This window comes from Methylocystis sp. (assembly GCF_050246715.1).
Lineage (GTDB): Bacteria > Pseudomonadota > Alphaproteobacteria > Rhizobiales > Beijerinckiaceae > Methylocystis.
In genome coordinates this window covers 21,284-34,498 of record NZ_JBFWVN010000040.1, presented here as the reverse complement: position 1 = coordinate 34,498, position 13,215 = coordinate 21,284, and the positions used below count along the sequence as shown (strand labels likewise).

The 13,215-nt window shown below is 63.5% G+C and carries 13 protein-coding genes; 1 reads left to right on the top strand and 12 read right to left on the bottom strand.

All coding sequences use genetic code 11. From position 1 onward, the window contains the following. The first annotated feature begins 136 nt into the window (after positions 1–136). Positions 137–1,027: an FAD-binding oxidoreductase gene (locus AB7I51_RS12810; protein ID WP_428404603.1), complete on the top strand. Its 891-nt coding sequence runs from the start codon at positions 137–139 to the stop codon at positions 1,025–1,027. 260 nt (positions 1,028–1,287) lie between these two features. Here the strand turns inward: AB7I51_RS12810 and AB7I51_RS12805 are convergent, their stop codons facing one another. From AB7I51_RS12805 to AB7I51_RS12750, 12 genes are all read right to left on the bottom strand, one after another. Continuing rightward, positions 1,288–2,331, bottom strand: a complete 1,044-nt coding sequence (locus AB7I51_RS12805; protein ID WP_428404599.1) for a linear amide C-N hydrolase — start codon at positions 2,329–2,331, stop codon at positions 1,288–1,290. 49 nt (positions 2,332–2,380) lie between these two features. Beyond that, positions 2,381–3,907 carry an exopolyphosphatase gene (ppx, locus tag AB7I51_RS12800; protein WP_428404598.1) on the bottom strand — a complete coding sequence of 509 codons (1,527 nt, stop codon included), beginning with the start codon at positions 3,905–3,907 and terminating at the stop codon, positions 2,381–2,383. Beyond that, the gene (locus tag AB7I51_RS12795; protein ID WP_428404602.1) at positions 3,900–6,131 is read right to left on the bottom strand and encodes an RNA degradosome polyphosphate kinase; all 2,232 of its coding nucleotides are present in this window, start codon (positions 6,129–6,131) and stop codon (positions 3,900–3,902) included. The genes ppx and AB7I51_RS12795 overlap by 8 nt, the downstream gene beginning before the upstream one ends. Positions 6,132–6,191: 60 nt before the next feature. After that, positions 6,192–6,893 (bottom strand): hypothetical protein, encoded by a 702-nt coding sequence (locus AB7I51_RS12790; protein ID WP_428404597.1) that lies wholly within the window; start codon positions 6,891–6,893, stop codon positions 6,192–6,194. After that, on the bottom strand, positions 6,890–8,110 hold the full coding sequence (locus AB7I51_RS12785; RefSeq protein WP_428404596.1) for an AI-2E family transporter: 1,221 nt from the start codon (positions 8,108–8,110) through the stop codon (positions 6,890–6,892). The genes AB7I51_RS12790 and AB7I51_RS12785 overlap by 4 nt, the downstream gene beginning before the upstream one ends. A gap of 1 nt (position 8,111) precedes the next feature. After that, entirely contained in the window at positions 8,112–8,660 is a 549-nt protein-coding gene (locus tag AB7I51_RS12780) for a CDP-alcohol phosphatidyltransferase family protein (RefSeq protein ID WP_428404595.1), read from the bottom strand. A 41-nt stretch (positions 8,661–8,701) separates the two neighbouring features. Continuing rightward, positions 8,702–9,490: an ABC transporter permease gene (locus AB7I51_RS12775; RefSeq protein WP_428404594.1), complete on the bottom strand. Its 789-nt coding sequence runs from the start codon at positions 9,488–9,490 to the stop codon at positions 8,702–8,704. After that, on the bottom strand, positions 9,487–10,401 hold the full coding sequence (locus AB7I51_RS12770) for an ABC transporter permease (RefSeq protein ID WP_428404593.1): 915 nt from the start codon (positions 10,399–10,401) through the stop codon (positions 9,487–9,489). The genes AB7I51_RS12775 and AB7I51_RS12770 overlap by 4 nt, the downstream gene beginning before the upstream one ends. Positions 10,402–10,587: 186 nt before the next feature. Beyond that, on the bottom strand, positions 10,588–11,652 hold the full coding sequence (locus tag AB7I51_RS12765; RefSeq protein ID WP_428404592.1) for an ABC transporter ATP-binding protein: 1,065 nt from the start codon (positions 11,650–11,652) through the stop codon (positions 10,588–10,590). Beyond that, on the bottom strand, positions 11,649–12,377 hold the full coding sequence (locus tag AB7I51_RS12760) for a class I SAM-dependent methyltransferase (RefSeq protein WP_428404591.1): 729 nt from the start codon (positions 12,375–12,377) through the stop codon (positions 11,649–11,651). Before AB7I51_RS12760 ends, AB7I51_RS12765 begins: the two co-directional genes overlap by 4 nt. Next, positions 12,344–12,823 carry a DNA polymerase III subunit chi gene (locus AB7I51_RS12755; protein WP_428404590.1) on the bottom strand — a complete coding sequence of 160 codons (480 nt, stop codon included), beginning with the start codon at positions 12,821–12,823 and terminating at the stop codon, positions 12,344–12,346. The genes AB7I51_RS12760 and AB7I51_RS12755 overlap by 34 nt, the downstream gene beginning before the upstream one ends. Positions 12,824–12,894: 71 nt before the next feature. After that, positions 12,895–13,200, bottom strand: a complete 306-nt coding sequence (locus tag AB7I51_RS12750; RefSeq protein ID WP_428404589.1) for a BON domain-containing protein — start codon at positions 13,198–13,200, stop codon at positions 12,895–12,897. Between the last annotated feature and the right edge of the window lie 15 nt (positions 13,201–13,215).

The window sequence follows — 13,215 nt, the reverse complement described above, 5'->3', positions numbered from 1 at the left end:
GATGTCATCGCCCGCATCGCCGATCACCCGATCTCAAAGCTCGACGAACTGCTCCCTTGGAAATGGGAGAAAGCCGCGCCTCACGCCGTCGCCGCTTAGCCACCCCTGGTCATAAGATCACGCTTACCTTGAAGCGCTGCTGCGCGCCGGCGTGAACGCACCGCATTCGTGCCGCGCCGGCAATTGCCAGAGCTGCATGCATCGGGCAATCGACGGCGCGCCGCCGTCGGAATCGCAGTCGGGCCTGACCGACGCGCAAAAGGCGATGGGCTATTTTCTGCCCTGCATCTGCCGACCGACGACGCCGCTGACGATCTTGCGGCCTGACGATCTCGGCGCGCGTCTTGAAGCGGTCGTGCGCGCCATCGATCCGCTAAGCGACGATAGCGTCCGGCTGCGAGTCGAGGCCGACGGATTCGCCTATCGGCCCGGACAATTTGTCGAACTGAGCGTCGGAGACGACCTCAAGCGCCATTATTCGCTGGCCAGCCATCCAGAGGAAGATTCCTTCCTCGAAATGCACATTCGCCTCCATCAGGACGGACGCATGAGCCGCCATCTGGCGGACAAGCTGCGCGCCGGCGACAAAGTGCATGTCGCAGGACCATCAGGCTCATGCTTCTACGAAGGCGTTCATGAGGATCAGCCGATGCTGCTGATCGGCGCGGGCACTGGCCTCGCGCGGCTTTATGGCGTTCTGCGCGACGCGCTTCGCAAAGGCCATCGTGGCCCGATCACGCTCTATCACGGCGCGCGCAGCCGCAAAGGTCTCTATCTCTCGGAAGAATTGCAGGCGCTGTCGAATTTGCGCGACAATGTCGACTATCGCCCCTGCGCCTTGGATCCGTCGGCGCCGCATGGCGGCGATGTCGCGGCGACGGCGCTCGAAGCCGAGCAGAGCGTCTCCGCCGCCGCGATATTTCTATGCGGCGGCGAGAATCTGGTGAAGCGCCTGAAGCGCGAATTGTTCATGCGCGGCGCGAGCCTGAAAAACATCCGATCAGACGCATTCACGCCGGCGCGGTGAGCGGGGACCAAAGCGCGCCGCCAAAAAAGTAAATGCCGCTTTTTCGCATAGAACAATTTCAGTCTGAACCGCTCGAATGTCATTCTCGACGCGCGCAACGCGCGCGATCGGGAATCCAGAGCAATCCCAGCGTTCCTGGGTTGGCCCTGGATTCCCGGTCAGGCCTTCGGCCTGCCGGGAATGACAAGGTCCGAGCGAATGGATAATCGGCATTCGCATGAAAGCGACCGTATTATCCGCGTTCGGGCGATGCCCGCGCTCTAATGCGCCAGGAATTTGAACGGCTCGGCTGGGACAAATTTGTCGGCGACTTCGCCCGAAAGAATCGGGCTGCCCGAGAGATCGAGCTTCGCCGGCTTGGCGCCCGGTTCGAGTTTCAGCTTCGTCAGATCGACCCAAAAGATCGACGGATTCAGGGTGGGCTCGAAATAATAGAGCCGATTCTTGATGTCGGTGACCGAGCGCCATCGCGTCGAAGCGATATTGGGCTCCTGCGGCGTGGAAATCCCAAGCGGCACCGAAATATTGCGGATAATCGAAAAGACGCTGGCGATCGCGACGCGCTTGTCATCGACTTTCGGAGTCGCGTTCAAATTCCAATAGGCGCGGGCGAAGCGGTCGGACGCCCGATGCGTGCCAGGAAGGAAATTCGACCCGCCGATCTCGACCCAATAAGTGTTGAGCGCGAGCTGCTGATCGAAGGGCGGCGAATTCGTCATCACCGTGAATTTTGGACTGTGATGGATGACGAGTTTGCCGCCGAGATATTCGAGAATGGCGCTGTCGCCAGAAGCGTCGGCGAGCGCCATATGGCTCGCCGCTTTCACGCCGCCGGGAAGGTCCGGCGCGACGATCGCAAAGGGCTCCTTTTGCAGCGCCTTCACCGCATCGGCGACGCTCGCATAATTGTCGAGAACGTATTGGGCCCAGCCGCCGACCGAGAGCAGCGGCTTCTTTGACGCTTTCGGGTCGCCGTAATCCGCTTCGGCAAGATAGAGAAGGCTAACGACGAGGCCTGAATCGTTCACGCCTTCAGCCGTCGCTGCGTCGTAAAAGTCGGCGATGAGCGACCCATGTTTAGAGGTCCATTTGATCGAGCCGGGGCCAACGCCGCCGTCGCGCGCCATGCCGCGCGGAAAAGACCACAGATTTGTGCGCGGATCGACGTCCCAATCCATGGTCCGGCCGACGATATAGTCCTTATCGGCGGTCCCATAGAGCACGCGGGTGCAGGCCTCGGCGCTCGCAAACGTCAATGTGAGCGCGGCGCAGCCGAGAAGCGAATTCGCCAAAAACTTTCTCATGCCGGATTCCTTTCGATCCAATCGCCTTAAACATAGGGCGCCCGCGGCTTCAGGACCCGATTTCGATCCGCGCGTCGACGCCCATCAGCTTGCCGAGCCCCTTCAAGCGATTGAGCACGCGCTCGCTCGCCAGATCGGCGAAAGCCTGCGGCAAAGCGAGCGTCGCCGCGCGGTCGCAGATCAGAAGACGCGTGCGCGGCAGCACGCCGGGCATCGACGCCGACAATAGATAGGCGACGCGCATCAGCGCCCCGAGAATCCGCGCGCGCATGAACAGACGCGTCGTCAACAGAGTACGTAAATCGGCAAGTCCTTCGGCGCCGTCGACCCCCTCGTGACGAAACACGATCGCAAGCGACAGAAAGGCGCGCCCGGGATGATCGATCGCGACGAACGGCCCCTGGGTGACGATATTCATCGCGCGCTGCGCGCGATATTCGGGATGAGCGCGCCAGGCGATGTCGGAGAGCAGACAGGCGGCGTGACGCAACCGGCGCTCTTCCTCCGTCTCGTCGATCCCGCTCTTGTCCATGAAGGCGTCGGTCCAATCGACGAGATCGTCGCCATAGCCCGGGGCGCGCGCGAATGTCGTCTCCAATTCGCGAGTAGCCGCGAGCAATGGGTCGATGCGCCGCTCCGCAGACGGCAGCCGTTCATACAGCATGCCTTCACGCACGCCGGCGGCGGATATGACGATCTCACGAGGTTTGGCGCGACGGATGATTTCATCGAGCACGATCGCGCCATAGGCGAGCAAAGGCCGGCGCGCCGCCGAAACCACGTTGATATCTTCCAGCGCCTCGCTGTCGATATGTTCGACAAGCTCAGCGAAATCAGCGGCTTCGCTCGTTTGGATGCGGTAATGATGCATCACGCCGAGCGGATAGTTGCGTTGGCGCATGTGGAGTTTCGCCAGCGAGCGCCAGGTGCCGCCGACTGCATAGAAAGTGCGGCCCTTGAGATGTTCGAGCGGCTTGGCGTCGGCGATCGACTTGCGGGCGATGCGCGTCGCTTCGCGCATCGAGCGCTGCGCGGCGTCCATCAGCGCCAAGCCGCCGAGCGGCAGCGTGACGCCCTTGCCGAGCGTCTCCTTGTGGACGTCGATCAATTCCAGCGAGCCGCCGCCGAGATCGCCGACGACGCCGTCCGGTTGGTGAATCGCCGAAACGACGCCGAGCGCGGAAAGCTCCGCCTCGCGACGTCCGGAAAGCAGCGAAATGTCGCGCTGAATGGCGTCGCGCGCCGCTTCGAGAAACACCGTGCCGTTCTTGGCTTCGCGCACCGCGGCGGTGGCGATCACCTCGATGTCGTCGACGCCCATCGTCTCGCAAAGCGCGCGATAGCGCCGCAGCGCCTTCATCGCCTTGCCGACGGCGTCGTCAGCCAGCCGGCCCGTCGTGACGACGCCCTTGCCGAGGCCGCACATCGCCTTTTCGTTGAATATCGGCGTCAGCGCGCGCGCCAGCGCCTGATAGGCGACGAGACGCACCGAATTCGAGCCAATGTCAACGATGCCGACGGGTTTTGGCGCGGGGTCGGAACGCTGCGTCAGGTGACGCCGCAACGTCTCAAGCATGTTGTCCGCGCTTCGACAGCGAACGCGGCCGCCAGTCTTTGAGCGACTTGCCGCGACCCGAAAGCGAGGGGTTGGTCATGAAATATTTATGCGCATTGAATCGCTCTTCGCCTTCCGGCGGAACGATGCGCAACGACGAGCCGTCCGGCAGAACCCGATAGCTCTGCTCATTGTCGATCAGATTGGCGAGCATGATCTGATCGAGCACCTGCTGATGCACCGTCGGATTGAGAATCGGCATCATCGCCTCGACCCGGCGATCGAGATTGCGCGGCATCAGATCGGCGGAAGAAATATAGACATGCGCGCGCGGATTGGGCAGCGCATGGCCGCCGCCGAAAGCATAGACGCGCGCATGTTCAAGGAAACGTCCGACGATCGATTTCACCCGAATATTATCGGAAAGCCCCGGAACGCCCGGCCGCAGACAGCAGATGCCGCGCACGATGAGATCGATCGACACGCCCGCTCGCGAGGCCGCGTATAGGGCGTCGATGATTTCCGGATCGACAAGGGCGTTGCATTTGCCCCAGATGACGCCGGGCTTGCCGGCCTTCACGAAGCCGATTTCCTGCTCGATGTGTTCGAGAAGCTTCTTTTTGAGCGAAATCGGCGAAACCGACATGCGCTCCAGTCCCGCAGGCTCAGCATAGCCGGTGATAAAATTGAAGATGCGGGAGACGTCCCTGCCGATCGCCGGATCGGCGGTGAATACCGAAATGTCCGTATAGATGCGCGCCGTCACCGGATGATAATTGCCGGTGCCGACATGACAATAGCTGACGAGTCCCGAGCCTTCGCGGCGCACGACGAGCGACAATTTGGCGTGCGTCTTGAGTTCGATGAAGCCGAAGACCACTTGCGCGCCGGCGCGTTCGAGGTCGCGCGCCCAGCGAATATTCGCCTCCTCGTCGAAGCGCGCCTTCAGTTCAACGAGCGCGGTGACGGATTTGCCGGCCTCGGCCGCCTCCACGAGCGCGCGCACGATCGGGCTGTTGTTCGACGTGCGATAGAGCGTCTGCTTGATCGCGATGACATTGGGATCGCGCGCCGCCTGTTGCAGGAACTGCACCACGACGTCGAAAGATTCGTATGGATGATGGACGGCGAGGTCCTTCTGCTTGATCGCCAGGAAACAATCGCCGCCATTGTCGCGCACCCGCTCAGGAAAGCGCGGATTATATGGTTTGAATTTGAGCTCCGGCCGGTCGAGCGCGACCAGTTCGGAGAGATCGTTGAGCGCCAGCATGCCGTCGATTTCGAACGTCTCGGGCTCATTCACGTCGAGCTCCTCGGCGACGAGCGCGCGCAAGGTCGCCGGCATATCGGCGGCGACTTCGAGCCGAATCACCGAACCGCGCCGGCGCCGTTTCAGCGCCGTCTCGAACAGCAGCACAAGATCTTCGGCTTCTTCCTCGACTTCGAGATCGCTGTCGCGGATGACCCGGAACAGCCCCTGCCCGCGCAGCAGATATCCGGGGAAGAGCCGCTGCGCGTTCATCGCGATCAGCGTTTCGAGCAGCATGAAGCGCTCGCGTCCCCCGCCGCCCGTCGTCGGCAGACGCACAAAACGCTCGATCTTCGGCGGCAGGCGGACAAGCGCCTGCAGCGTCTTGCGATCGCCGGGACGCACCAGTTCGAGCGCCAGGGTGAAGCCGAGATTGGGGATGAAGGGGAACGGATGCGCCGGATCGACGGCGAGCGGCGTCAACACCGGAAAGACGCGGCTGAGGAAATATTCCTCGAGCCACTCGCGGTCGGCCTTGGAGACATCGGCAGGCTCGACGATGGCGATGCCGACGCCCTCGATCTCCGCGCGAAGTTCGCGCCAGCGCCGCAGCTGCTCGCTGGTCAGGAGCGTAACGCGTTCGGTGATCTTGGTCAGCTGCTCGGCCGGCGTGAGGCCGTCCTCGGAGCGCGCGATCACGCCGGAGCGCACCTGCCCACGCAAGCCGGCGACGCGCACCATGAAGAATTCATCGAGATTATTGGCCGAAATCGACAGAAAACGCAGCTGCTCGAGCAGCGGGTGATTGCGGTTGGAGGCCTCCTCCAGCACACGACGGTTGAACTCAAGCCAGGACAATTCCCGATTGATGAAGCGCTGCGGAGAAGCCGCAAGCTTGGCTGGATCCTCAACGAGAATCTCGTCGGCGCGATCCATAACGTCGATGTCGGCGCCGGTGCGCTCGGCTGGGAGCTGATCCTGAATGTGGGGCTTCATTTCCATGTTCCGCTCGGGGCCATCATGCCACAGGCTCGCGCCGCGAAGAAAGGCTCGGCGCTAATCCCTGATAAATTCATCCATAACCTTGGCCGCCAGCGCCCGTGTGACAGGGCGTCCCTGGGCCAAAGCCTCCCGGTCGAGAGCGGCGACGAAGGCGCGCGCCGCATCGAGCGACCGCTCCAGCCTCAACGCCGCGAAGGCCAGCGCCGGCGGCTCGACGATCAGTTGACGATCGGCGAAGAGTTTCACCAGCACGGCGCGCACCAATTCCTCGTCCGGCGCGCCGATTTCGACCGCCGGCGCGCGGCGCAGGCGCGACAGCAGGTCAGGGAGGCGCACGTCCTCCGCCCGCGGCGCCCGGGCCGAGCCCATCAGCAGGAAGGCGCCGGTTTCGCTCACGAAATTCAACAGATGAAACAGCGCGGTTTCGTCGGACGCCCGATCGACGTCGTCAATGAGGATCGCTCGCGGCGCGTCGGCGGCGAGTTCGTCCAGCGTCGGCAAGGCGTCCGGCGAAATGGCGCGGGCGTCGGCGCGCGCCGCCCAAATGGCGCAAAGATGGCTCTTGCCCGCGCCTTTTGGGCCGATCAGCATCAGAACGCGATCCGGCCAATCCGGCCAGCGCTCGATCATGTCCAGCGCCGCGCGATTTGACGCCGCGGGCAGAAATTCTTCGCGCCCGAATCGGGGCGTCGTCGGCAGATCGAGCGGCAGCTGACTTACCGACCCGCCGTACTCCGGCGCACGCGCCTTGGTCATGGGCGGTCCGAAATCGGATGCTGATAGAGCGCGCTCGCGCGATAGCGCTGCGCCAGAAAGCGCATGAAGGCGCCGAGCGCCGCGGCGACAGGCACGGCGACGATGAGTCCGGTAAATCCGAACAACGCCCCGAAAGCCAGCAAGGCGAACATGATCCAGACCGGATGCAGGCCGACGGAGGCGCCGACCAGCCGCGGCGAGAGGACGTAGCCGTCCATGATCAGACCTGTCGTCACGATCGCCACCGCCTCGATCGGCAGATTGAGGTGCGGCCAGCCTTGAACGATCGCCACGATGATCGACAGCACAAAGGCGGTGATTGAGCCGACATAGGGAATAAAGCTCAAGAAACCCGCGCTGACGCCGATGAGGAAACCGAAGTTCAGTCCGATCGCCGAGAGCCCCACCGCATACCAAATGCCAAGAAACAGGCAGACGAGCGACTGCCCGCGAACGAAGCCGGCAAGCGCACGGTCGATGTCGCGCGCGAGCGAACGGACGTCGTCGCGATGGCGCGGCGGGATCAAATCGTCGATGATCGCGACCATGTGATCCCAGTCGAGCAGCATGTAAAAGGCGACGACCGGCGTGATGACGATGAGCGAGACCACATTGATGAGCGCATAGCCGCGCCACAACAGCGATTTCACGAAATCGCCGAGCAATGTCGGCGCCTGACTCGTAAGATCGTTGATGTATTTTTGCGCATCGAAAGTGGCGGCTGCGCCGCCGAGCCCGAATTCCCCCAACCAGCCGTTGATCGAGTCGCTGGTGAAGCGCTCGCTCCATTGCGTGAGCAGGCCGTGCAACGTCTGCAGATAGGCCGGCAGCGAGGTTATGAAGCCGGCGAGCTGGTGCGAGAGAATCGGCACAAGAGTGACGGCCACGGTTCCAACGACCAGAAGAAAGGCGACAAGCAGAAGCCCTGCGGCGCCAAGCCTGGACAGGCCGAGACGCTGCAGCCGATCAGCTACAGGATCAAGGAGGTAGCCCAACGCGGTTCCGGCGACGAAGGGCGCGAGGACCGGGCTTAGAAAATAGAGGGCGAATCCCAACGCCAGAAGCGTCAGGCCCCACAGCGTGAGCTGCCGTTCGGGGCTCAGCCCCGCCCATTGCAGCTGCTGCATCTCGGCTTCTCTGTCCGCTTCAATAGGTTGCGACGGGAATGCGGCCGACTTCGCCATATCGGAGCCGACCGGCGGATTTCTCTGCGACATGTCACAGCCTCATATGCCGGACCCAGAGCCACAGATAGACGCAGGCGGAAGCGACGGTCAATGCGGCGACGAGGGCGATCAGCGTCACGTTTAGGACCGGAATGTGAACGCCATATGCCTGCGCGGCCAGGACGACGCCCGCCAGCGTCAGTTGCGCCGCCGTGGTCGCCTTGGAAGAAAAATGTGGACGAACCTTCATCGGCCGGCCCATCAGCCAGGCGAGCGACACCGCGCCGATGATCATGATGTCGCGAAACACCACCATGATGGCAAGCCAGGGCGGCAAGGCGTCGACAATGGCGAGCGTGACATACATCGAGACGATCAGCGCCTTGTCCGCGATCGGGTCGAGAATCGCGCCGAGCTCCGATTGGAGATGGTACGTCCGGGCCATCCAGCCATCGAGCGCGTCCGAAAAGCCGGCGATGGCGTAAAGCACGAAGGCGGCGCTCCATTGACGCTCGACAATCAAGGAGATCGCCACGGGCGTCAGAACCAGACGGCCGATGGTGATAAAGTTCGGAACTGAAGCAAACCAATTATTCGTCATGACGCCTTATCTGGCGCGCGCGCCGCAGTTTTCAGCGCTCATCATTTTCGCCCCGCGCGCCAGTAGGACGCAGCCGCGGCCAGTCCGAGCGCGACGGCGACGAGGGCGAGGAGCAAAGTCGAAATTGCGTTGATCTGCGGCGAGACCCCCAGGCGCACCTGTGAATAAATCCGCATCGGCAGCGTCGTCGCGCCGGGGCCGGTCGCGAAGCTGGCGATGACGAGATCGTCAAGGGAAAGGGTGAACGCCAAAAGATAGGCGGTGATGATCGCCGGCGCGATCTGAGGCAGCGCGACGCGAAGGAAAGCTTCGGCCGGAGTCGCGCCGAGGTCCATCGCCGCCTCTTCGAGCGTCGAATCGCAATCGCGCAGCGCCACGAGAATCGCAACCGTGCTAAAGCACATCGTCAGCGTGACATGGCCAATGACCAGCGTCACGAAGCCCCGTCCGACGCCAAGCGCCACGAAGCAGGTGAGAAGCGCGAGCCCGAGCACGACTTCCGGCAGAACCAGCGGCGCATGCAACGCGCCGAAAAACGGCAGGCGGCTGCGAAAGCCGCCAAAACGCGCCAGCGCGATCGCCGCGAGAAGGCCCAGCAGCGTCGCGATCGTCGCCGAAACCAATGCGGCGGCGAGGCTGATTTTCGCCGAATGCAGCAGCTGTTCGTTCTCAAGGAGCGCTGCGTACCATTTCGCTGAAAATCCGCCCCATACGGAGACAAGACGCGAGGCGTTGAAGCTCATCGCCGCGAGAATGACGATCGGCGCGTAAAGAAACACGAAGCCGGCGAAAAGAGTTGCGCGACGCGCGAATGAGGCGGCGGCGCTCATCGTGCGCGTTCTTCCTTCAGCCGCGCGCGCTCCCACGCCAGCAGCGGGACCATCAAGAGAGCGACGAGCGCCATCGCCGCGGCCGAGGCCGCCGGCCAATCGTGATTAGAGAAGAAATCATTCCACAAGATTCGTCCGATCATCAACGTCTCGGAGCCGCCGAGGAGATCGGGAATGACGAATTCGCCAACCGCCGGAATGAACACAAGGAGCGACCCCGCAATGACGCCTTCGCGCGACAGCGGCCATGTCACGCGCAAGAACACTTGCGCGGGCGACGCCCCGAGATCGGCCGCAGCCTCGCGCAGGCTCTTGTCCTGACTCTCCAGCGCCGCATAGAGCGGCAACAGCATGAAGGGCAAATACGAGTAGACGATGCCGATGACGACGGCTCTCGGCGTCGCATAGATCTGCAGCGGCGCGGAAATGACGCCGAGCGCGATCAGCGCGTTGTTGATCAGCCCTTCATCCTTTAGAAGCGCGATCCACGCATAGACGCGGATGAGAAAGCTCGTCCAGAAAGGCGCGGCGGCGAGGCCGACGAGAACGGGTCGCCAGCGTTCCGGCGCGCGCGCCATAGCGAGCGCGAAAGGATAGGCGACGATCAGCGTGATCAATGTCGCAATTGCGGCGATGGTCAGCGAAGAGAGATAGGATTCGAGATAAAGCGTGTCGCTGATGAGCGCGCGATATGAGTCGAGCGTAAACGTCTGCGCCTTGGCCCAGATGTCGGCGAGACTATCGGAAGACTGAAAAATCGGCCTATAGGGCGGGCGCGCCAGCACCGACTGCGAGACGGAAATCTTGGCGACGAGCAGCATCGGCGCGAGAAAGAAAGCGCTAACCCAGAGATAGGGCGCGGCGATCACGAGCCGTTCGCCCAGTGAAAGTCTGCGCCGTGGCCCGCTCATCTGGCGCCCTCGCGGCGCGCGGCGCACGGGACGCTCTCATCCTGAGGAGCGCCTGAAAGGCCCGTCTCGAAGGACGAGGGCGTCGCGTCGCATCGCGGATTTCCTCGTCCTTCGAGACGGCCTCTTCGAGGCCTCCTCAGGATGAGGAAATCCGTGTTGCGCTGCGTCTTCGTTGTCATCCTCACCCTAACTCTCCTCCGCGAGAAGCGCGCCGGCGTCAGACGGGAAGCTCAGCTTCACCGCATCGCCGATCGCGTAGCGCTCGCCATGGGCCGCCGCCGCGCGCAGCACGACATTCTCGGCGACGCGCACCCGCAGCAGAGTGGTTTCGCCGCGAAACACGAAATTTTCGACGACCCCGCCAATTCCTTCTCCTTCGCGCGCGACGCCGATGCGCTCGGGACGCACGCTCAGCGTCGCAGGCGCGCCCTCTGGAAGGTCGCCGGCTTCGCAGGGAATTCGTCCAAACTCGGCGATCAGCGCCGGGCCGAGGTTGCGCGCCACGTTACGTTCCACGCGTCCCTCGATGAAATTGGTTTCGCCGACGAAGCCCGCGACGAACCGCGTCGCGGGACGATCGTAAATCTCCATCGGCCCCGCGACCTGCTCCACCCTGCCCGCCCGCATCACCGCGATGCGGTCGGCAAGCGCCAGCGCCTCGTCCTGATCATGAGTGACGATGACGAAGCTGGTTTGCGTCAGCCTCTGGATCTCCTTGAGTTGAAACTGAGTCTCTTCACGCAGCTTGCGATCGAGCGCGCCGAGCGGCTCGTCGAGCAACAACATTTTCGGACGCGGCGCGAGCGCGCGCGCGAGCGCGACGCGCTGCTTCTGTCCGCCCGACAATTCGTCGATTCTCCGGCGGCCAAAAGTCGAAAGCTGGGTCATCGCGAGGAGTTCATCGACGCGCGCGTCGATCGCGTCTTTGGCTTCGCCCTGCCGGCGCAGGCCGAAGGCGATGTTCTCGAAAACATTGAGATGGGGAAACAGCGCATAGGATTGAAACATCATGTTCACAGGGCGCCGAAACGGCGGCACGCCGGAAAGATCGACGCCGTTCAATGTGATCGCGCCGACATCGGGCGTCTCGAAACCGGCGATGCAGCGCATCAGCGTGGTCTTGCCGCAGCCGGACGGTCCAAGCAGCGCGAAAAATTCGCCGGCGCCGACATGAAGCGATACATTTTCGAGCGCGACGACCGCGCCGAAGTTCTTGCTGACGTTCTTTATCGACAGCAGCGGCGCGTTCACGCGCCGGCCTCGTCGCGACGAAACTCGGCGCGCCAATGGCGCGGAAAATCGCCGTTTGGCGGAAGATCCTCCAGCGAAATGAGCCGAAGGCCGTCGACGGCGAATGATTCAATGGCGGTTCGCGTAAGCGGCCATGGCGGGCCGCCAAGCTCTTCGTCCTCTTCGCGCGCCCGCGAGATGATCAGCAGCGTTCCGCCCGGCGCGACAAAAGACGCGAGCGCCCGCGCGGCGTCGGGCAGAAGCGTCTCGGGCAGCGCCTGCAGCGTGTAAAGCTCATGCACGAAATCGAACGCGCCGCGCCAATCCAGCGGCGCATTGAAGAGATCGGCTGCGCGGTAGTCGACCGCGCTTTGCGGAAAGCGTTGACGCGCCCATTGCACGGCGCGCTCGACGAGATCGAAGGCGGTCACGCGCGCGCCGGCCCGCGCCAGCGCTTCGGCGTTGTCGCCAAGTCCGCAGCCGACGTCGAGCGCGCGAAGGCCAGCGATCGGGCGCCCTGCGAGCCAATTCTCGAGCAGCGGACGCGGCTCGAGATGCGCCCAGGGCACGCCGGCCGGATCGCCCTCGGCGAGCGCATAGACCGCCTCGAACCATTCCTGGCGTTTGGGATCGGATTCCCCGGCGCGCTTATATGGATCGATAGCGTCGAGCCTTTCGCGCGCCCGGGCGCGTCGCTCCGCGAATTCCTCGCCTATAATTTCGGTTCGCGCGCCTTCTCTTCCCATCCGCCGCCCTCGCTCTGCTGGTGGTAGACGAGGCTATAGCCCAGATCGCGCAGTTCTTTCCATTGCGCGCGCGCGTCGGCAAGCTCCGCCTCGTCGCGCCCGTCGAACAGCAGAGCGGCGCGTTGGCGCGGCGCGCCAGGGCCGGCGAGCGCAGGCGCCAGGCGCGCGCCCTCGATGAAGAAGCGCACGTCGGCGTCATTGGGGTTGTCGATCTCGCAAGTGAGATAGACGGGCTGCGTCTCAGGCGCGCCGTCGGCCTTCACGCCGTGCGGCAGAAAGCTCTCCGGACGGTACGACCACAAATCCTGGTCGAGTTTGGCGAGAGAGGCGTCGCTCGTCGCCTGCACGATCGCGCGCCAGCCGCGCGCGCGGGAGCGCTCCAGCAGCGCCGGCAGGGTCTGGGACACCGTGAAGCGGGTCAGATGATAGAAGGCGATTTCGGGCATATGGCGCTCCGCACCGCCGCCCTATGTCGAAACTCTCGACGTTGCGCAAGGTCGAGAACCGGCCGCGCTCCTCACCCCGGCGTCCAGGAGGGCGGATCGCTCGCGGGGAAGGATTCCACCCCGGCCTCATAGACGTCGTCCTTTGGCCCCTCCCAGACCACGCTGATGTCGAGCGCATTTCTGACTTTGATGAAGGAAGAGGCGGTGGAGGCGGCATATTCCGCCTCCATCCACTCGGCCGCCGAGGCGACCGAGCCCTTAAGCACGACGTCGTCGCCCTCGATATCGATCGTAATCGCCTTGGGGTCCGCCACGCCGCTTTGATCCAGCGCCTCGCGCACTGCGGCGCGAATCCACAATTTCTCCACACTGGTCATCGCAGCCTCGATCCG